Here is a 20,189-nt window from a genome sequence, read left to right on the forward strand (position 1 = left end):
CTGGCCGCCGTGCGCTTTTGTTCTAACGTTTAGTCTAGATCTACTTGTTTTAAAGGCTTCTTTGCTGGACCTTCAATAACTTCTCCCTCGACAGAGAATCGCGATCCATGGCATGGGCAATCCCAAGAGCGATCACCACTATTCCATTCAACCTCACAGCCCATATGAGTACAGGTCGTGTCAACAAGGTTAATGTGTCCCTCAACATCACGATAACAACCAGCCCGCTGCCCCTTAACAACCACAATAGCACCTTCGTCATTACTAACATCTTCAATCCGTTTGTCAGCGATATCAAATTTTCCCTCTATTAAATGCCCTGCCACATCTAAGTTCTGTGAGAGGAATTTCTTGATACTAGGATCTGTATAAAATCTGGAAGGACTATATAACTCTGCATAAGGATTTTCTTTTTCTAATACGAGATCAGTAAGGATTTTTGCTGCTGCATGACTGTTTGACATTCCCCATTTGCGATAACCTGTGGCCACGAGAATGTTTGGTTTCTTTGCCGTAATCGGACCTACATATGGGAGTTTATCCAAAGTATAAAGATCCTGTGCTGACCACCGATACTTAATTTCCTTTATACCTAATACATCTTCTCCGAATTCCTCTAATGCCCTGTAATGTTTATACGTTGAACTGCCTTGTCCAGTTTTATGACCATCGCCACTAATTAGTACTAACTTTTCACCGTTCATAGGTGTATAGCGTAAGGACCGGGATGGAGTATCGGCACTGTAATACATACCGCCTGGGAATTCCTGTTTTGTCGTAACACCAAGAACGTAGGAACGATCCGCTGCCAACCTTGTAAAGTAATACCCCTTCCCATCAATGAAAGGGAAGTGTGAACAGGATATCGCATATTTACAATCAACCTTATGTCCTTCTTGAGTTGTTACTGTAGGATTAGCAGATTCTTGATCGATTTTAACAGCAGTTGATTTTTCATAAATTTCTCCACCGGCTTTTACTATTTCATCAATAAGTGTTTTCAAATAAAGTAAGGGGTGGAATTGTCCCTGGTTCTTCATAATCAGAGTGCCCTTTATATCAATAGGTAAAGGAATCGTTTCAGCAAACTCACTAGGTATGCCAAGCTTTTGATAGGCCTCATATTCCTTTGCGATTTTTCGGGCATATGTATCACTCACTGCATACATGGAAGCATCTTCATCTGTTAAATCACAGTCGATTTGTAGATCCTTAACCGTTTGTCTGACGAAACGTAGTGCATCATTATTTGCCTCATAATATAGCTTTGCTTTTTCTACCCCCATATGTTGAATAAACTCATCATAGATCAATCCATGCTGGGCTGTTACCTTTGCTGTTGTATGTCCAGTCGTACCATTAAGAACTCGATTTGCTTCAACAACAGCAACCTTCAATCCATTTTTAGAAAGCAAGTAGGCGGTAGTAATTCCGGTTATTCCACCCCCAACAATCGCAACATCAACTTTTGTATCATTTGAAAGTGGAGAAAAAGTAGGTAATTGCGTTGACTCTTGCCAATACGGCGCTGGATCGAATGGCATTTTACCCGTTGGGAATTCTTCAGTCAATTAAAAGCCCTCCTTTTTATAACAGCTCATACTAGATAACTTTTACCCAAATTAGCTAAAAATATGTATGAATAAGGGATTTTCTTAGGGGACTGAGACTCACTACGTCTTAAGTCTTAGTTCAAAATAAAGCTAAGGCACGTTATTGGAAAGCTTAAATGTAGGTAAGATAAGTACATAGAGAGAAGCCAACATGGTGAACACAACACACACCATAAAATTTGAAAGGAGGAAATAATAATGAAAAAACTTGGTTACTTACTTTTAGGCGGGGTGGCTGTAATTGTCCTACTATCAAACCTTGCACCAATGATTGCGTTAGGAATAAGCTTATTGATTATGTATTACTCATACAAAGGATTTCTCAAAACAGACTCAACATTTAATAAAGTAATCCTTGCGATAATTGGTGTCATTGCATTATTCGCTTCAGTTTCAAATTTACCAGCGATCTTAGGATTTGTTGCTATCTACTTCTTATTTGTTATCTATAAAAAATGGAACAAACCAACAGCAACAAAAAACACTGAAGATAATGACCCATTCACAAACTTTGAAAAAGAATGGAATGAATTAAAAGGTAACTATTAATTAGTAATTTAGCAGGAGACGGTCGTTTAAAACCGTCACAAATTCAGAAAAGTATTTATAAAAGGTTGTTTTCGCAGAGGTTGTTGTTTTTCGTAATAAGAGCTTCTATACGTATGTAACCTATCTTCGTGCTCTTTTCGCTAAATTACTCGGCCATTTTCTTTTGAAATAGCTTCTAATTATACGAAAAAAATCCAATGACCGATTTTTTAGGTGAAACAGCAACGAACTTTTAGAAAAGAGTTTAAAAAAACAGTAAGTAGGTTCAGCCTACTTAAGAAAAAGGAGAGAATATAATGGCTAACATTTTTACAAGAATTAAGGAATCAGTTTCAGCAGATTTACATGAGGTAATCGATCAGAAGGAGCAAAAGAACCCACTTTCAGTACTCAATCATTATTTAAGACAATGTGAAGGTGAGACAGAAAAGGTTCGTAAACTAGTTGAACGCCAATATATCTTAAAAGAAGAGTTTAATCGTGAATATAACGAAGCTCAAGCTATGGCTGAAAAGCGTAAGCATCAAGCGGAAGTAGCATCAAACGCTGGTGAGAGTGAGCTTTATGAATTTGCTTTGAAAGAACAAACACATTACGAGGAACGCGTTGAGCGCTTAAAAGAGTCACGTCAGCAAACCAATCGCCAGCTTGAAGAACTTGAGCAAAAATATGAAGAAATGAAACATAAGCTAAAGGATATGCAAATTAAACGGATGGAGCTAATGGGTAGAGAGAATATCGCTCGTGCTCACCACCGTATGAATAAAGTAGTTGAAAACAACAGTTTTTCAACAAAGTCATACTCTAAGTTTGACGAAATGGAAAGCTACCTTGATCGATTAGAGCATCAAGTCAATACAGCTTACCACCGCAATACAATTGATTCTCGAATTGCGCAGTTAGAAAAACAACAAAAAACAGAAGAAACAAATACTATTTCTTAAGCAAATCATGGTATTCTTATAAGGCGTAGGGACTCTACGCCTTATTTTGAAATTAGAAAAATTTTTAGATTAGTAGGTAATAAATCACTTCATAATAGCGGGGCATGTACCTTTTATTATGAAGTGATTTATATCAAAGGTCAGGCCTTTAGAAAGCCGGTACACAAGATGTCGAAGGGGGGATAACTATGCTAAAGAATATAAAAATGGATTATTTAAACTGGATTCTTTTAATAGGGATTCTCCTTCTTCTTTTAGAAGTCCTCTTCTTTAGTGGCGGTTTAATTGTCACGTTTATCTTATCAATTGGAAGTATCTATTTAGGGAAGAAGTGGAAACCTCGTTTTATTGGGAAGGCGCTATTCTGGATTGGATGGTTTTGGTTAATTTTAACCGTTTTAAATATGATCACATTTCGTTACTTTTTATGTGTGATTCTTCTTTATATTGCCGTGCAATTTTTTCAAAAACAAAAAAGTGCCAATGAAATTAAGCCAATGATCTTAACAGAAACGGATAACATAAGGTCTGGAAAATTCATCACGCGAAAAAAAATATTTGATAATAAGTTCTTTTCAAATCAATCAACACCCGAACAGGTTTATGAATGGAACGATGTCAATATACAAGTCGGTATTGGCAATACAACAATTGATCTAAGTGAAACGGTTTTACCCAAAGGAGAAGCAATTATTTCGATTAGAAGCTTAGTAGGAAATGTGTTAGTTCTTGTTCCATATGAAGTTGAGGTTCATTTGAACCATTCAATTATAGCTGGTACTGTAACGATTTTTCAGGAGCGGGAGCAAAGAGTTGTCAATGAAACAATCATGTTTGAAACGGAAGAGTATGAACATGCAGAACAGAAGATTAAGTTGATTACCTCCGGATTAACAGGCAAGCTTGAGGTGAAACGAATATGAGCATTATTCAGCGGCAAATTCTTCTAAGTGCTTTGTATTCACTGCTTTTATTTATCTTATTATCTGCCATGACCTTTATCGCCTTCCCATTGGAGAGCTGGCGATCATTATGGGTCCAAAAGGTGTTTGATTTACCGTTTATCTATATGGTACCTAGTATAAGTATTTTGGCTGGTGTATGCTATGGGATTGTCTCAGGATACTTTTGGAAAAAACAATTGAACACCGTTGAAAATGCTGTAAAAGAGCTTGGCATGGGAAGACCGATTCCAATCGAACAGCAAGTACTGCCTGAAATTCATGATATTTGGTTAAGAATTGAAAAGGTCCAAAATAATATCATGGAGCAAACGAAGCTATCGCAAAAGCTTGCTAATGAGAAGGCTGAAGACCAGGAGCGTAGGATCCAGGAGATGGTTTCACAAGAACGAAATCGATTAGCCAGAGAACTCCACGATTCAGTAAGTCAGCAGCTATTTGCAGCTTCAATGATGATGTCGGCCATTACGGAGTCTAAACCAATAGATGATACTAGAGAAACAAAGCAACTAAGACTAGTAGAGGAAACAATCCACCAATCACAGCTTGAAATGAGAGCGTTATTGTTGCATTTACGACCTGTTGCTTTAAAAGGAAAATCACTCCAAGAAGGTGTACAAGAATTATTGGTAGAATTAATGCAAAAGGTTACAATGAATATAAAGTGGAAAGTGGAACCAATCCCTTTAGATAAAGGGGTAGAAGACCATTTATTTCGTATTCTACAAGAATCGGTCTCAAATACGCTACGACATTCTAAAGCTTCCAGGCTTGATGTTTTATTAATAAAACGAGAAGACTTTGTAATTATGCGAGTGTCTGATGATGGAGTTGGATTTGACATTAGTGAAGAAAAATCGGGTTCCTATGGCATGCAAAATATGCACGAACGAGCAGTTGAAATAGGTGGTACATTAAAGATTGTCAGTCTTAAAAATAAAGGAACGCGATTAGAAGTAAAAGTTCCAGTACTAGCAGTAGAGGGTGAATCAGAATGATAAAAGTGGTATTTGTCGATGATCATGAAATGGTACGTATCGGGGTATCCTCGTATTTGTCTGCACAGCCAGATATCGAGGTTATCGGAGAAGCGGATGACGGTAAAAAGGGTGTTGAATTGAGCCTAGAGCTACGCCCAGATATTATCTTAATGGACTTAGTGATGAAGGAAATGGATGGGATTGAAGCAACTAAATTAATCATGAATGCCTGGCCAGAAGCAAAAATAATCATTGTCACCAGCTTCCTTGATGATGAAAAGGTATATCCAGCATTAGAAGCAGGGGCAACGAGCTACCTATTAAAAACGTCCAAGGCAAGTGAAATCGCCAATGCGGTGCGCTCGACTTACCATGGTCAATCAATTTTGGAACCAGAAGTGACGGGCAAAATGATGATGAAAATGCGTCAAAAAGATGTAGTGCATCCTCATGAGCAACTAACCACCCGCGAAATGGAAATCCTTATGTTGATGACAGAAGGAAAATCAAATCAAGAAATTGCTGATGCATTATTTATCGCATTGAAAACGGCTAAAACGCATGTTAGTAACATCTTAAGTAAACTTGAGGTTCAGGATCGTACACAAGCAGTAATCTACGCATTCAAACATTCATTAGTAAAGTAATTGATGAGCTAAATGTGGTAAAATTCTAGGTGGATAAACAGCCTAGTACTTTAGTGGGGGAGAATAGCTATGCATAGAAATCAAGACTTATACAATTTCTTAATGGAAAACTCTAAACAAATGACAGAAGATTGGTATCGGATGGTTGACGAGCACGATCCCACCTCCGTCTATGCCTCAACAGATCCTGCTGTTATAGGAAGAATAAAGGAACAAAATCAAGATTATTTTTTGCACATACATAGATTGTTTATAGAGGAAGAAGGAAGCTTTTTTCGGGAATTTAAACAATGGTCAGAAGAGCTTGCTCGAGATCAAAAGCACTTAAGTACGCCTGTTCACTATGTAGTAAGGGAATTTATGAACACTAAAAAGGTCTTTATTAGCTATCTTAAAAAATATTATCTATTAAATAGTGATGAAATTACACTCGATCAATTGTTCTCATGGCTTGAAATTGTTTCTAAAGTAGCGAACCTATCGATTTATATTTACATTGATGAAGCTCATAAAAACACGATGCGACAAATAGAAGCACAGAAGAGTGTGATCAATGAATTAAGTTCACCGGTCATTCTGTTGTTAAATAAAACAGCTCTTTTACCTTTAATAGGCGATATTGATACTACTAGAGCAAAATTGATTTTAGAAAACACGTTAACTCAATGTTCTGAAATGGAAATTGAACACCTTTGTATTGATTTATCAGGTGTGGCCATAATTGATACGATGGTTGCTCATGAAATTTTCAAATTAATTCAAACGTTGAATCTTATAGGTGTTGAGTCAACACTTTCAGGTATAAGGCCTGAAATAGCTCACACAGCTGTTCAATTAGGTCTTGATTTCGATGGAATAAGAACAACATCTTCTCTTGCCCATGCGTTAGAAGAAATTAATTGCTAATCAAAAAAGTAGATTTCCGAATTCATAATATAATAAGTAGCACTTATGTGGTTAGTAGGTCCATTTTTGTTGAGTGAAATCGTAATTAAACTATTAATGAGTAGACCAAATCGCATCTTGTTTGGTCTTTTTTAATTCTGTTATATCCACAATTAAATCCCGTGCATAGTTAGAATCTCTGAGCGGGATTTAATTGATAATTGGTATGCGATTTTCACTGTGAATAAAAGCATTGCTTGTTTTATTGAGTTTTTCTCCATATTAACGGAACTACTTATGATTTAAGGAATGTCTCTTTTTCAACAATATCCTTAATAATCTCTTTAATCGTAACATTTCCTAGTACTTTTTCTAAAGCAAATTGAGCTGCTGATAACACAGGAGTGATAGAATCTTGAATGTTCCTGCCAACGGGACAAGCAGGGTCAGGGTTTTCATGTACACTAAATAATTCTTTTTCATGGACTACATCTACAGCATTATAAACTTCAAGTAATGTTACGTTAGCAGGATCCTTAGCAAGCTTTGCCCCCGCTATACCTGGTTGTACCTTAATTAATCCTGCCTTTTTTAGCATACCCATAATTTTTCTAATCAAAGTGGGGTTCGTGTTTACACTCCCAGCTAAAAATTCCGATGAACTTATTCCTTCTTTGTTTATTTCAATAAGAACCAATATATGAATACCTACAGTAAATCTACTGCTAATGGACATAGTTTCACCTACTTTATATGTTTACAGACTGGATTTCATTTAAAGTCCATGTATCTATTTTGAATACAATGTATTATACCTTAAAATTAGTAGAATATAAAAAAGGCTTATTAAATCTATTGACAAGACTATATCATGTATCTATTATGAGTACAGGTATTCAAAGTGAATACAGGATAGTTCGATTCTTTTATTAACGAGAAAATATAATTGGAGGAATAGAATAATGAAAATGTTAGTGACAGGAGCAACAGGAAAATTAGGAACGAAAGTAGTGGAGACGCTATTAAAAACAGTTCCAGCAGAACAACTGGCTGTTAGTGTACGCAACCCAGAGAAAGCAGAAGGATTACAAACTCGTGGTGTAGAAGTTCGGCAAGGAGACTTTGATCGACCAGAAACATTAGATTCTGCTTTTGCTGGTATTGATAAGCTTTTAATTATTTCTGCGGATGGTGACACTGAAACAAGAATTCGTCAGCACTCGAATGCAGTAGCTGCGGCAGAGCGTGCAGGGGTTAAATTTATTGCTTATACTAGTTTAGCAAACGCAAAGGAAAGTAAGAATTTCCTTGCTCCAACACACCAGGCAACAGAAGCCGCGATCCTGAAAACAGGCATTCCTTACTCCTTCTTACGCAACAACTGGTACCTGGAGAATGAAATTTCGGGTATTCAAGGTATTTTAGCAGGAGCTCCATGGGTGACATCAGCAGGAACTGGTAAGGTAGGCTGGGTATTACAACAAGAATATGCCGAAGCTGCAGCTGCGGTATTATCAGGTGATGGTCACGAAAACACAATCTACGAACTTTCTGGTAAGTTATTGACTCAGGAAGAGATTGCAACTACTCTTGGTAGTGTATTGGATAAAGAGGTACATGTGCAACAGGTTGATGACGCTACTTATGCTGAAATCATGAAAGGTGCTGGAGTACCAGATTTCCTTATTCCGATGCTTGTTGACATCCAAAAAGGCATTCGAGAAGGCACACTAGAAGTCGAGAGCAATGATTTTGTAAAACTTCTAGGACGATCAGTTACACCAATCAAAGAGGCACTGACTCAGATGGTTAATGGAATCTCAGCAAAATAAACAAGATAACTAAAAAAGCCGACCGCTCTCAATCCATAAGAGGTCGGTTTTTAACTATACGAATTTTGTGCTAATCAACCATTTTAAAAAGTAGGAGCAAATATGAATGACAGTTATCAGGAACTCATAGAAAAAACAAAAAAGCATTGGAAGAAGCAGAATACATTTTATAAGGTGGAGGAGCAGCTTTATCCGCTGCTGCTGGTATCTAAGTTAGTGGGAAAAGATTGACGGAGAATTTTGCGCTTCATAGATGGCTAACGGGTTCATCCGTTGTTATAAGTTCCGTATCTATTTTAAATGAGATTACCATTAACTTGACAATCAAAACCTCTATATTATAATGGTTATTAAAGACTCTTAAAGTCCTTTATTAATAAGAAAGGATGAAAGCATTGAAGTATTCAAAAGCTACTAACTATGCACTTCACACGATGCTACACTTAGCAATGTCAAATTCCACTAAACCAGTTGGTGTACAGTTGCTAGCAGAACAGCAAAATGTATCACCTACTTATTTGTCTAAGATACTAACCAAGCTTGTCAAAGAAGGTATGGTTACTTCTGCTTCAGGAGCTAATGGTGGATACTCATTAACGAAAGGGTGGGAATCGATTACGTTTCTCGATATTATCTATGCAATTGAAGGTAAGTCATCATTGTTTGATTGTGATTTTGATCATGGCACTGAATGTTTAATTCAAAAGGTCATGTTGAGATCAGAAGAAAAAATGGAAGAAGAACTAAGACAACAAACAATTGCTGATTTGGTTGTAAAAAGACAACAACATTAGAAAGGCTAAAAGCGCCCGTTTAGCGACGTATGGACTTGAGCGCTCCGTTTGAGGTAAAGGAAACACGAAGAGCGATAACGATTCGATGTTGATTTATTGTAAGGAGGAGTGTGAAGTTCACTAGGCGCTGAGCACTAGAGCTAGACACCAAAACTAAGTACAGAAATGTTGTAGTTTTCTTATCTTTAAAAAGTCTTTTATACCTAAATTAAAGATATAAACTATCTCTCATGTCGTTGAAGTGGGAGTCGAATAGAGGAGGAACCTTTATGGAAGAGAATTTATTTAATCAGCAAGTATGGGAGTCGGCTTGGAACAAAGATCCAACCACATCTCTAAGAATCATGCAAAGATTGGGCCAGGGTAATGATCAAACAAAGGAATTCAGAAAGTGGGCGAAATCATATGATGAAAATTCATTTAGGCATGAAGGAAGACAACGAAGTAATCGAATCTTAACATGGATTGAAGATCAAGTTGTTTCCTTTAAGGATCTTTCAGTTCTAGACATAGGTGCAGCTTCTGGTGTATTCAGTATCCCTTTTGCAGAAAAAGGAGCAAATGTTACAGCTATTGAACCTTCTCCTGACTTGGCTAGAATGCTAGAAAAAAACACTATGAACTACTCAGTTCAAGTGAATGTAATCCAAAAAACCTTTGAAGAAATAGTAACAGATAAACATAATTCATTGTACGATCTCGTTTTTGCATCAATGTGTCCAGCTATGAAGGATTGGGAGATGGTGATGAAAGCTTTAAGTTTCGCCAAGAAATATTGCTATATAAGTACGATGGCCGGTCCAAAAGAAAATCACTTAATCGACGAACTTTTACCGATTCTAGATATAGAATCAAGAGAAATAGGTTCCTCTGATATGGCATACATTTTACAATTACTTTATCTTAACGGTTATTCTTATCAAACGTTAATTGAAAAACAGATGAAGACGGTAAAAATGAATTTAGATGACGCAGTAGATAAATTGGCACAACGGTTTTATGATTATGGGATTTCAGCAGAAGAAAATTCACTTAGAAAGTCTGAAGAATATTTACGTGCAACTTATGAAGATGAAATCTCGCTAAGAATGGGGGGGAGGTTCGGAAAAGTTCTCGTTTACTTAAATGATTAAAAATCAATTGTTTTGATAACTATGCTTATCATGAAAATGTACAACGTATTTGTGAGAATACAGATTAATAAATGATCAATAAATTATTTTTTATCTAATTATAGATATAAAAGGTCTTTGATGTTGTTTTGGGATAAGCTAAAAAATGAAAAAGGAGGGAAAAAATGAATGTTTATGATTGTATCATTATAGGTGGAGGTCCATCTGGGTTAAGTGCTAGTTTAACGTTGGGGAGGGCTAGGAGAAGAATTGCCTTATTTGATGATGGGACGAATAGGAATAGAGTCACACATGAGTCACATGGTTTTATTACGCGTGATGGGATAAAACCCCAGGAGTTTAAAGAAATAGGGCTAAAAGAATTGGAGCATTATCTATCTGTATCCTATTTTAATACAACAATTACTGAAATCATCAAAGAGATTGGTCATGAAAGATTTATCGTCGAAACAACGGATGGTCGGAAATTTGTTACAGAAAGGATTATCTTAGCAACCGGTATTCAAGAGATATTTCCGATTCGGAGTGTAAGAAATTATTATGGGAAAAGCTTGTTTAGTTGCCCATATTGTGATGGCTGGGAGCTAAGGGATAAGCCATTAATTGTAATGGCAGAGAAAGAAGAACATGTCCTGCATATGGCAAAATTAGTTTATAACTGGTCAGAGGATTTAGTTGTTATAACAAACGGTGTTGAACTATCTCAAGCAGGAGTTCAAGCGTTACAAAAACGTTCGATTAAAGTCAAATCGGAGCCGATCAAACATTTAATCGGTGATGACGGTTATCTGCAAGAAATTGAATTTGTCTCAGGAGAAACGATTACTAGGTCTGGCGGATTTGTTGTTCCATCCTTTTTTCGTCCAAATCAATTTGCAGAGAAGCTTGGGTGTGAGGTTCAAGAAGATGGAACAGTTGTAACTGATGGTGTTGGTAGAACAACACAAAAAAACATATATATTGCCGGAGAAACTGAAAAATCAGCACCTTCCTCATTACTTATAGCGGCTGCCGATGGAAATAAAGTAGCAGGGTCCGTAAATATGGATTTAACAGTGGAACGTTTTTGATTTCTTTTAAATAGGCTCTTTTCTAAAAGTTTGTTGCTCTAGTACTTATAAAAATCGGCTTTTGGATTTTTATTATGTAAATTAAAGCGATCTCCAAAGGGATATCAGAGTTATTTAACGAAAAGAGCACGAAGATAGGCTAGTTCCGTGAAGTAGAGTTATGTACGAAAAACAACAATCGTTGCGAAAATAGCCTTTAAATAAAATTTAATAAGCCAAAAACGCTTGGAATTTCAGTTAATCCAAGCGTTTAGTATGAATTCTATTGTGATTCGAGTGTTCTTTATCTGTTATGTTACATTTCTCCACAGTATTGGAACGAGTTACTCGAATTTATCCGAACTTACTTACTTTCTGCCCAATCCTCAATATCCCAAACCTTTGTTACCCAATCTTCGTAAAATTCAGGCTCATGGCATACCAGAACAATCGTCCCTTTGTATGCTTTGATTGCACGTTTAAGTTCTTCTTTTGCGGTAATATCAAGGTGGTTCGTTGGCTCATCAAATAGAAGCCAATTGCTTTCATTCATAAGGAGCTTACATAACCGAACCTTCGCCTGTTCTCCACCACTTAACTGTGTTAATGGTCTAGAAATGTGTTCGTTTTTCAGACCGCATCTTGCAAGAAGTGCTCTAACCTGGTGTTGATCAAGATGTGGAAAGGCATTCCATACATCCTCAATAGGTGTAATCGATCCTGCTTGCACTTCTTGCTCAAAATAACAGGGAAACAGAAAGTCTCCACGATTGGTTGTTCCACCTAAAGGTTCAATTTTTCCAAGGATTGTTTTGAGCAAAGTAGACTTCCCAATTCCATTACAACCAACAATTGCAATCTTTTCGCCACGTTCAATGGTCATTGTTAGCTTCGGCAATAGTGGTTCGTCATAGCCAATCTCAAGGTCTTTCGCCTCAAATACATAACGGCTACTTCCTCTTGACTCTTTAAATTCGAATGTTGGTTTAACAGCAGTTTCAGGTCGATCAATCCGCTCAATTCGATCCAATTGCTTTTGACGGCTTTTTGCACGACCGGTTGTTGAGTACCGTGCTTTATTTTTTGAAATAAAATCTTCTTGCTTCTTAATGAAATCCTTCTGTTTTTCATAAGCATGAATATGCTGGTTTTTATTCATTTCTGCTAGCTCAATAAATTTTTCATATGAAGCCGTATATCTCGTTAATTTTGAAAATTCTAGTTGGAAAATGACGTTGGAAACACTATTCATAAACTCTGTGTCATGAGAGATTAACAGAAACGCATGTGGATATTCCTTTAAATAGTTACTAAGCCACTTAATATGCTCTACATCAAGATAGTTTGTCGGCTCATCTAGTAATAATACATCAGGCTGCTCTAGTAAAAGCTTTGCTAAAAGTACCTTCGTCCGCTGACCACCACTTAATGCTGATACATCACGATCAAGGCCAATTGCATCAAGACCTAGCCCTCTAGCTGTTTCATCAACCTTCATATCTAGCTGATAAAATCCACCCGCATCTAACCGATCTTGGATTTCAGCCATTTGTTCTAGTAACTCCTCAAGTTCTTCAGGAGTGGCAGTTGCCATTTTATCTGTTACAACATTTAATTCCTTTTCTTGCTCAAATAATGGTAAAAACGCATCATTTAAACTATCACGAATTGTTTTACCTTTTGTTAAAACTGTATGTTGATCAAGGTAACCGTAACGAACTCCAGGAGTCCATTCTACACGACCATCGTCATGAATAAGTTGACCTGTAATTATATTCATTATCGTAGATTTACCTACACCGTTAGCTCCAACAAGACCGACGCGTTCTCCTGCTAATAGGCGAAGCGACACATCTTTAAACAACGTACGATCACCAAAACTGTGACTGAGATTATCGATTGTTAATAGACTCATAACTCTTTTTACCCTCCAAAAATAAACAGTATCTTTGCCCATTTTACTATTGTTTTATTTAATATGCTACTGGGAATCAATGTGGGTTGTCATTGTCATAGATAGATTCATTGAGTGTATTTAGCGTATTATCCATTAATAACCAACATCGATGCCAGTTAATTGAATTAGATTTCCATTACAATAAGACATATAATAGTAGGTAAGGAAATAGGTTTTAAGGAAGGATGTTTATATGAGTAAAACAGTCGTTCTAGCTGAAAAACCTTCAGTAGGAAGAGATTTAGCTAGAGTGTTAAAGTGTCATAAAAAAGGAAATGGCTTTCTTGAAGGAGACCAATATATTGTAACATGGGCATTAGGTCACCTTGTCACATTAGCGGAACCTGACGGATATGGAGATCAATATAAATCATGGCGGTTAGAGGATTTACCAATGCTGCCATCACCACTTAAGCTAGTTGTGATAAAAAAGACAGGTAAACAATTTCAAGCAGTAAAAACACAGCTTTTACGAAAAGATGTAAAAGATGTCGTGATCGCAACAGATGCAGGTCGTGAAGGGGAGCTTGTTGCACGCTGGATTATTGAAAAAGCACATGTCAATAAACCACTTAAGCGACTATGGATCTCATCTGTTACCGATAAGGCCATTAAAGAAGGCTTTCGTAAATTGAAAAACGGTAAAGAATATGAAAACCTCTTTGCATCAGCTGTTGCTAGAGCAGAAGCTGATTGGATTGTAGGCTTGAATGCAACTCGTGCGTTAACGACAAAGTATAATGCCCAACTATCTTCAGGTCGTGTACAAACTCCAACACTTGCAATGATTGCCCTGCAGGAAGAAGAGATTAGAAACTTCAAGCCGAAAAAATATTATGGCATCAAAGCAAAAGCAAATAATGGACTAACCCTAACATGGCGTGATGCTAAAACAAATGATACCAAGACCTTTACAGAACAAGAGATTGATCAAAGGATAGGCAATCTCAAAGGTAAATCAGCTACGATTACCGAGGTGAAAATCACACCTAAAAAAACATATTCACCAGCACTTTATGATTTGACCGAGCTGCAACGTGATGCAAACAAACGCTATGGCTACTCGGCGAAAGAGACGCTGTCAATCATGCAAAAACTCTATGAACAGCATAAAGTCTTAACCTATCCGAGAACAGATTCACGCTATATCACAAGTGACATCGTTGAAACGTTAAAGGATAGATTAGAAGCTTGTAGAATGAAGCCCTATGCTCAGGCAATCGCTAAGATTACCAGACAGCCGATAAAAGCAAATAAATCTTTTGTTGATGATCAAAAGGTATCTGATCACCATGCCATTATTCCAACTGAAGAATCTGTACCTCTTAGCGCTTTAACAGACAAGGAACGCAAAATTTATGACTTAGTTGTAAAACGTTTTATTGCTGTTCTTTTACCAGCTTTCCAGTTTGAGCAAACCGTGGTAACAGTTAAAATCGGTGACGAACAGTTTACAGCTAAAGGAAAGAGGATTTTAGCGCAAGGTTGGAAAGAAGTATATAGCGATTATACTGACGACGACCAGGATGATGACCAAAAACTACCAGCCACCTCAAAAGGTGAACAATTAGCGGTTGTCTCTCTAACGAAAACAACTGGTGAAACAAAGCCACCTGCTCGCTTCAATGAAGCAGCACTTCTTTCAGCCATGGAAAACCCAACAAGATATATGGCAGGTGAAAGCAAGGATCTCCTTAAAACAATAGGTGAAACAGGTGGGCTTGGAACAGTTGCAACAAGAGCGGACATTATTGAAAAGTTGTATAGTAGCTTTTTGATTGAAAAGAAAGGCAAAGACATCTTCATTACAAACAAGGGTAAGCAACTACTAAAACTTGTACCTGAAGATTTAAAATCACCTGTCTTAACAGCAGATTGGGAGCAAAAGTTAACAAAGATTTCGAAGGGTTCTTTATCAAAGCAAGCTTTTTTAAATGAGATGAAACATTATGCCAAAGAAGTAGTCAATGAAATAAAAAATAGTAAGCAAACCTTTAAACATGACAATGTCACCGGCAGTAGATGTCCTGAATGCAACAAACTTCTTTTAGAGGTGAATGGCAAAAAGGGAAAAATGCTCGTCTGTCAGGACCGTGAATGTGGTTACAAAAAAGGTGTCTCAAAAGTGACAAATGCCCGTTGTCCAAAATGCCATAAAAAACTTGAACTAAGAGGCGAAGGAGAAGGACAAATGTTCTTTTGCCCTTGTGGACATCGTGAAAAAATGACAGCCTTCCAGGAACGGCGAAAAAAGAATCAAAATACAAAGGTGTCAAAAAGCGAAGTAGCGAAATATATGAAAAAGCAAGATGAAGACTTTACAAACTCCGCCTTAGCAGATGCACTAGCGAAGTTGAATCTTAAAAAGTAATCAAGATAGGAAGATCGAAAGTGCCAATAATTAAAACAGATATGTTTATTTATGCACCGCGCGAAATATGCTTTGATGTCGCACGAGATATTGATATTCATACCCAATCAGCAGGACTTACAGAAGAAAAGGCAATCGCTGGCGTAACAAGTGGCTTGATCGGATTAAACGAAACGGTCACTTGGGAAGCGATCCATTTTGGCATGAAACAAAAATTAACTGCACGTATAACCGAATTCGACTTTCCCAACCGATTTGTCGATGAAATGGAGAAGGGTACATTCAAACGGTTTTATCATTCCCATGAATTTATCGAGAAAGAGAATGGTACACTTATGATTGATACGTTCGATTACACATCGCCATTCGGTTTGATTGGAAAAGTAGCTGACCGGTTGTTTTTAGAGCAATATATGAAGGAATTTCTTATTACGAGGAATCGATTTATAAAACGGATAGCTGAAGAGAGAATTCGTGAGAGATAACGTCGCTATATGTGGCGTTATTTTTTTTGGGTTGTTTTTGAATGAGGAGGTCGAAATTTGTTGAGTTTTGTCAAAAGATAGATTTTAGCCCGAAGTTAATAGATTATTTGAAAAGGTTGATAGATTAAGCGGTAAAGTTGATAGGTTTCAATGGGGAAGGCCATAAAAGATACTCTTCCATGAAGATTTCATGCAGGAATTCGACGGAAAAAGCTGAATATGGGTAACAAAACGTATATTGGAGTGAAAATATGATCATAAAAGAGCGAAGGATACCCCTTACGATTTTAAAATTACAAGCGTTACTACGTCGTACCCCACCAAGATCATCCAAAGATATCAGAAAATGAAGGAAAATCTTTCAAAAGGGCTGTCTGGTTACAAAGGTGAACAGGCTATTGATTATCCCTAAAGTTTCCTGCCAGAAAAAGACTACTATCTACTCACGATCTCCGGCTTAAAGTAGCCAACATTATTTTCTACTAGATTCTATTGTCATAGTTCATAGGTTTATCCTTATACTAGAAGTGAAAAATATAGCTGGTATCCTTTATTTTGATGAAGATTTCCATCAAATGTTTCGTACGCTAGATGGAAAAGTAGCTCTTCGACGTTTGCGACTAGCTTACTTAAATCGATGAATCCGAGTGAGGGAACACACGGGATCGGATCTATCTATTAACAGATCATGTGGACATTGAGTAAGCTTAGGGGTTAATGCTCCAAACGCACAAAAAAGGGCCCAAACTTAAAAGCTGGGCCATTTCTAACTATGTTACGTCCTTACACGAGACTCCTTTTATTTTTTAACTGGTCAAAGAATGGTCTAATAAACACGTAGAATACAGTAATATGGGCAAGAATAACATTTAAAGCAAAGAAACTGCCAAAAACAACATGGCCAGTCATTCCAAAGTCAAAACGGATATAGAGAATGAACATGACCCACATTAAAATCACAACTGGGATTTGGAAAATCGCAAGCTTAATGTTTTCTTTCCATAAAAACAGTGGCGAAGCACTTGCTATTAATAAATAAGCGAAAAATACATCCATACTAATCACTCCTTGTGGTTGTCAACGCTTTCAAAATTGTGTCAAAAAAAAGGATGTTTTGTGAACGTTTTGTTACAATTACTATAACATATCCATTTCTAACAATAAAGTGATAAAATCCAATATTTCATCAATAAAATGAGGGATTATTCAAACTAAATAATAATGTTAAGCAAAAAGCCTTGACTGATGCAATTTAATTGCAGTATAAGTGAAGATGGTGAGATTTACCTTAATAAGAAAAAATACATATTGATTGAACTGAAGGGTGGATTGAATGGTTAAAACAAATGAAATTTCAAGAAAGAAATTACTTGGTGTAGCGGGCTTAGGTTGGATGTTTGATGCGATGGATGTTGGAATTCTTTCTTTCGTTATTGCAGCTTTACATACAGATTGGGGATTAACTACCTCGCAAATGGGCTGGATTGGTAGTGTGAATTCAATTGGTATGGCGGTTGGAGCTTTATTTTTTGGGTTAATGGCTGACCGAGTGGGACGTAAAAAAGTTTTTATTATTACCTTGCTATTATTTTCAGTAGGTAGTGGTTTATCTGCATTAGTTACCTCTTTCACATTATTCCTTATTTTGCGATTTATTATCGGAATGGGATTAGGCGGGGAACTTCCAGTAGCGTCAACACTTGTATCTGAAAGTGTGCCTGCACATGAACGGGGAAGAGTCGTTGTGTTGTTAGAAAGCTTTTGGGCAGGAGGATGGCTTATTGCTGCACTTATTTCTTATTTTGTCATCCCGCGCTTTGGCTGGCAGGCAGCATTATTACTAAGCGCGCTACCTGCATTTTATGCGTTGTATTTACGCTTAAAGTTACCAGATTCACCACGTTTCCAAGCAATCAATGATTCGAAGCAAAAGGAATCATCATTTAAGAAAATAGCCAAGGTCTGGGGAAAACCCTATACTAAGCAAACGGCTATGTTATGGATACTATGGTTCTGTGTCGTCTACTCATATTATGGAATGTTCCTATGGTTGCCAAGTGTGATGGTGATGAAGGGGTTTAGTTTAATCCAAAGTTTTCAGTATGTATTAATTATGACACTTGCTCAATTACCAGGTTACTTTTTAGCGGCCTTTCTCATTGAGCGGTTGGGTCGTAAGTTTGTACTAGTTACCTTTTTGTTTGGAACAGCAGTTAGTGCATATTTCTTTGGTAATGCTGACTCACTTGCATTATTGCTTACATCGGGGATCTTTTTATCCTTCTTTAATCTTGGTGCCTGGGGCGCACTTTATGCCTACTCACCTGAACACTATCCAACAGAGATTCGCGGCACAGGTACAGGTTTGGCAGCATCCTTTGGTAGAGTTGGTGGGATATTAGGGCCGTTAACGGTTGGCTATTTAGTAACAGCTGATGTATCCATTCAGACTATTTTCTTTATTTTTGCTGTATCCATTATGATTGGTGCCTTAGCCGTTTTATTATTGGGAGACGAAACAAAACAAAGAGAGTTAGTATAATAGCTTTATAAAGTACATTCCATGTAAAATAGAGATTAGATAAGAGCTAATCTCTATTTTACGTGGAAGCAATTACATATAAACGAAAGCAGGGGAGATGATCCATTGAAACGATCAATAAAATGGGTAATTGGGATAAGCAGTATCCTATTAATCATATCAATTTTTTACAGTGTTTTTCGGGAACGAGATCCCTATAAATATTACACAGGATTAGGTAGTGAGCTTGCAGTATCTGACAATGATGAGAAATTAGCCTTTTCTTATTATCTAGATGGAAATGAAGGAATTTATACGGCTAAAGCTAATGGGACCGAAGTAACGAAAATTAGCAAAGAAAAGGATGGAAGGCTCCGCGGACCGAAATTTTCCGCTGATGGAGAAAAGATCGTGTATCTATCTGAAAATAAACAAGAAATTCAGACATTAATGATGATGAATGCAGATGGAAGTGAGCCAAAGTCAATCACAACGGATCGTCTGCATGTTACAGATGCTATATTTTCTCCTACGAGTGAAACTGTTTATTATATCGCCATGCCAGCTGAGGCTGCGAATAAGGCAGAGGGTGAAACAAAGGAAGGATATGATCTTTATTCATTGAATTTAAATGAAACCGAAGCGGTACAATTAACCGATAAGGATCACTTTTCAATGAATGATCTTTCAATTTCGGAAGATGGGACGGAGCTGTATTATAGCTTATTTAACGAAAGAGAGCAGTTGTATTCCTATTCAGTGAAAGAGAAGATAGAAACAAAGGCTGACGCTGTAGACGGAATCAAAGGTGATATCTACGCATCTATCTTTTCTAAAGGAGCGAAATATCTTGCTTACGTCACGGTTTCCGAGGAATCCAAAAATGAATCTTTATTTGAATACGAGCTATATAGTAAAAATTTGGAAACAAGTAAAACAAAAAAACTGACAGAGTTAAAATCTAATGTTCAGTCACCTGTCTTTTTTCATAAAACAGATAAAATTGCCTTTTTACATTATGAAAATTGGTCAAGTCTACCAGAGGAATATCAATTAATGACAGTAGCTGTTGATGGCGGTAAACCAGAAGCAATTGACCTAAAGCTTCCGACAGCAGAAAAAAGTCATTGGTTCATGAAAACGATCGAATACCTATTGAGTGATGCTGTTATTTCGGTTTATTACATTGTCCTTATTGGAGCGATCACTGTTTATTTAAGGTTACATTCAAAGAAGGTATATATCCCTTCCTTAATTAGTTTAGGTTTAGCTGTTTTTATTTTTATTACAAGCTTTGTTGTTGGTTCAACAATTAATCCATGGTATGGGATTGGATTAGCGATGGTAGCTATAGCCCTCTTTTTATGTTCCTTGCTATTATTACTATTTGCCTTTGTTGTTAAAAAGGTAATCAAACCACTGTAAAGATGAGCTGTTCAAATGAACTATTTGAGCAGCTTTTTTATT

Annotated in this window: 18 protein-coding genes; 14 read left to right on the forward strand and 4 right to left on the reverse strand. The window is 36.9% G+C overall.

All coding sequences use genetic code 11. From position 1 onward, the window contains the following. Positions 1-29: 29 nt before the first annotated feature. Positions 30-1,544, reverse strand: a complete 1,515-nt coding sequence (locus tag AC6CHR_RS10590) for an FAD-dependent oxidoreductase (protein ID WP_498248813.1) — start codon at positions 1,542-1,544, stop codon at positions 30-32. 267 nt (positions 1,545-1,811) lie between these two features. Here AC6CHR_RS10590 and AC6CHR_RS10595 point away from each other — a divergent pair, with 267 nt between their 5' ends. The 6 genes from AC6CHR_RS10595 (at position 1,812) to AC6CHR_RS10620 (ending at position 6,601) form a co-directional block, all read left to right on the forward strand. Continuing rightward, complete coding sequence (locus tag AC6CHR_RS10595; RefSeq protein ID WP_498248680.1) at positions 1,812-2,162, forward strand: lmo0954 family membrane protein; 351 nt, start codon at positions 1,812-1,814, stop codon at positions 2,160-2,162. 296 nt (positions 2,163-2,458) lie between these two features. Continuing rightward, positions 2,459-3,106, forward strand: coding sequence for a PspA/IM30 family protein (locus AC6CHR_RS10600; RefSeq protein ID WP_498248681.1), 648 nt, complete (start codon positions 2,459-2,461; stop codon positions 3,104-3,106). A gap of 188 nt (positions 3,107-3,294) precedes the next feature. After that, positions 3,295-4,029, forward strand: a complete 735-nt coding sequence (gene liaF / locus AC6CHR_RS10605; RefSeq protein WP_498248682.1) for a cell wall-active antibiotics response protein LiaF — start codon at positions 3,295-3,297, stop codon at positions 4,027-4,029. Further along, complete coding sequence (locus AC6CHR_RS10610; RefSeq protein ID WP_498248683.1) at positions 4,026-5,066, forward strand: sensor histidine kinase; 1,041 nt, start codon at positions 4,026-4,028, stop codon at positions 5,064-5,066. Before liaF ends, AC6CHR_RS10610 begins: the two co-directional genes overlap by 4 nt. Further along, a complete protein-coding gene (locus AC6CHR_RS10615) occupies positions 5,063-5,695 on the forward strand; it encodes a response regulator transcription factor (RefSeq protein ID WP_498248684.1) in 633 nt (210 codons plus the stop codon). Before AC6CHR_RS10610 ends, AC6CHR_RS10615 begins: the two co-directional genes overlap by 4 nt. Positions 5,696-5,764: 69 nt before the next feature. Next, positions 5,765-6,601 carry an STAS domain-containing protein gene (locus AC6CHR_RS10620; protein ID WP_498248685.1) on the forward strand — a complete coding sequence of 279 codons (837 nt, stop codon included), beginning with the start codon at positions 5,765-5,767 and terminating at the stop codon, positions 6,599-6,601. Positions 6,602-6,875: 274 nt separating this feature from the next. Here AC6CHR_RS10620 and AC6CHR_RS10625 read toward each other — a convergent pair whose 3' ends face one another. Next, entirely contained in the window at positions 6,876-7,316 is a 441-nt protein-coding gene (locus tag AC6CHR_RS10625) for an Rrf2 family transcriptional regulator (RefSeq protein WP_498248686.1), read from the reverse strand. Between the two features lie 226 nt (positions 7,317-7,542). Between AC6CHR_RS10625 and AC6CHR_RS10630 the strand changes: the two genes are divergently transcribed. The 4 genes from AC6CHR_RS10630 (at position 7,543) to AC6CHR_RS10645 (ending at position 11,409) form a co-directional block, all read left to right on the forward strand. Next, positions 7,543-8,412: an SDR family oxidoreductase gene (locus tag AC6CHR_RS10630; RefSeq protein WP_498248687.1), complete on the forward strand. Its 870-nt coding sequence runs from the start codon at positions 7,543-7,545 to the stop codon at positions 8,410-8,412. A 395-nt stretch (positions 8,413-8,807) separates the two neighbouring features. Continuing rightward, positions 8,808-9,206, forward strand: a complete 399-nt coding sequence (locus tag AC6CHR_RS10635) for an Rrf2 family transcriptional regulator (RefSeq protein WP_498248688.1) — start codon at positions 8,808-8,810, stop codon at positions 9,204-9,206. A 269-nt stretch (positions 9,207-9,475) separates the two neighbouring features. After that, positions 9,476-10,339 (forward strand): class I SAM-dependent methyltransferase, encoded by an 864-nt coding sequence (locus AC6CHR_RS10640; protein WP_498248689.1) that lies wholly within the window; start codon positions 9,476-9,478, stop codon positions 10,337-10,339. Between the two features lie 164 nt (positions 10,340-10,503). Further along, on the forward strand, positions 10,504-11,409 hold the full coding sequence (locus AC6CHR_RS10645) for an NAD(P)/FAD-dependent oxidoreductase (RefSeq protein WP_498248690.1): 906 nt from the start codon (positions 10,504-10,506) through the stop codon (positions 11,407-11,409). 343 nt (positions 11,410-11,752) lie between these two features. Here the strand turns inward: AC6CHR_RS10645 and AC6CHR_RS10650 are convergent, their stop codons facing one another. Then, positions 11,753-13,303 (reverse strand): ABC-F family ATP-binding cassette domain-containing protein, encoded by a 1,551-nt coding sequence (locus tag AC6CHR_RS10650; RefSeq protein ID WP_498248691.1) that lies wholly within the window; start codon positions 13,301-13,303, stop codon positions 11,753-11,755. A 235-nt stretch (positions 13,304-13,538) separates the two neighbouring features. Between AC6CHR_RS10650 and AC6CHR_RS10655 the strand changes: the two genes are divergently transcribed. Further along, positions 13,539-15,716, forward strand: coding sequence for a DNA topoisomerase III (locus tag AC6CHR_RS10655; protein ID WP_498248692.1), 2,178 nt, complete (start codon positions 13,539-13,541; stop codon positions 15,714-15,716). 20 nt (positions 15,717-15,736) lie between these two features. Next, positions 15,737-16,201, forward strand: a complete 465-nt coding sequence (locus tag AC6CHR_RS10660; protein ID WP_498248693.1) for an SRPBCC family protein — start codon at positions 15,737-15,739, stop codon at positions 16,199-16,201. A 783-nt stretch (positions 16,202-16,984) separates the two neighbouring features. Here AC6CHR_RS10660 and AC6CHR_RS10665 read toward each other — a convergent pair. Beyond that, positions 16,985-17,257, reverse strand: a complete 273-nt coding sequence (locus tag AC6CHR_RS10665) for a spore morphogenesis/germination protein YwcE (RefSeq protein WP_498248694.1) — start codon at positions 17,255-17,257, stop codon at positions 16,985-16,987. A gap of 277 nt (positions 17,258-17,534) precedes the next feature. Here AC6CHR_RS10665 and AC6CHR_RS10670 point away from each other — a divergent pair, with 277 nt between their 5' ends. Continuing rightward, a complete protein-coding gene (locus tag AC6CHR_RS10670; protein WP_498248695.1) occupies positions 17,535-18,743 on the forward strand; it encodes an MFS transporter in 1,209 nt (402 codons plus the stop codon). Positions 18,744-18,848: 105 nt separating this feature from the next. After that, positions 18,849-20,147 (forward strand): hypothetical protein, encoded by a 1,299-nt coding sequence (locus AC6CHR_RS10675; RefSeq protein ID WP_498248697.1) that lies wholly within the window; start codon positions 18,849-18,851, stop codon positions 20,145-20,147. Positions 20,148-20,189 lie beyond the last annotated feature (42 nt).

This window comes from Metabacillus sp. GQ13, from assembly GCF_059758525.1.

Coding starts and splice junctions, on each gene's coding strand:
- AC6CHR_RS10665 (WP_498248694.1), bottom strand. CDS start 17,257: ATGGATGTATTTTTCGCTTATTTATTAATAGCAAGTGCTTCGCCACTG.
- AC6CHR_RS10655 (WP_498248692.1), top strand. CDS start 13,539: ATGAGTAAAACAGTCGTTCTAGCTGAAAAACCTTCAGTAGGAAGAGAT.
- AC6CHR_RS10670 (WP_498248695.1), top strand. CDS start 17,535: ATGGTTAAAACAAATGAAATTTCAAGAAAGAAATTACTTGGTGTAGCG.
- AC6CHR_RS10590 (WP_498248813.1), bottom strand. CDS start 1,544: ATGCCATTCGATCCAGCGCCGTATTGGCAAGAGTCAACGCAATTACCT.
- AC6CHR_RS10620 (WP_498248685.1), top strand. CDS start 5,765: ATGCATAGAAATCAAGACTTATACAATTTCTTAATGGAAAACTCTAAA.
- liaF (WP_498248682.1), top strand. CDS start 3,295: ATGCTAAAGAATATAAAAATGGATTATTTAAACTGGATTCTTTTAATA.
- AC6CHR_RS10640 (WP_498248689.1), top strand. CDS start 9,476: ATGGAAGAGAATTTATTTAATCAGCAAGTATGGGAGTCGGCTTGGAAC.
- AC6CHR_RS10615 (WP_498248684.1), top strand. CDS start 5,063: ATGATAAAAGTGGTATTTGTCGATGATCATGAAATGGTACGTATCGGG.
- AC6CHR_RS10595 (WP_498248680.1), top strand. CDS start 1,812: ATGAAAAAACTTGGTTACTTACTTTTAGGCGGGGTGGCTGTAATTGTC.
- AC6CHR_RS10625 (WP_498248686.1), bottom strand. CDS start 7,316: ATGTCCATTAGCAGTAGATTTACTGTAGGTATTCATATATTGGTTCTT.
- AC6CHR_RS10630 (WP_498248687.1), top strand. CDS start 7,543: ATGAAAATGTTAGTGACAGGAGCAACAGGAAAATTAGGAACGAAAGTA.
- AC6CHR_RS10610 (WP_498248683.1), top strand. CDS start 4,026: ATGAGCATTATTCAGCGGCAAATTCTTCTAAGTGCTTTGTATTCACTG.
- AC6CHR_RS10650 (WP_498248691.1), bottom strand. CDS start 13,303: ATGAGTCTATTAACAATCGATAATCTCAGTCACAGTTTTGGTGATCGT.
- AC6CHR_RS10600 (WP_498248681.1), top strand. CDS start 2,459: ATGGCTAACATTTTTACAAGAATTAAGGAATCAGTTTCAGCAGATTTA.
- AC6CHR_RS10645 (WP_498248690.1), top strand. CDS start 10,504: ATGAATGTTTATGATTGTATCATTATAGGTGGAGGTCCATCTGGGTTA.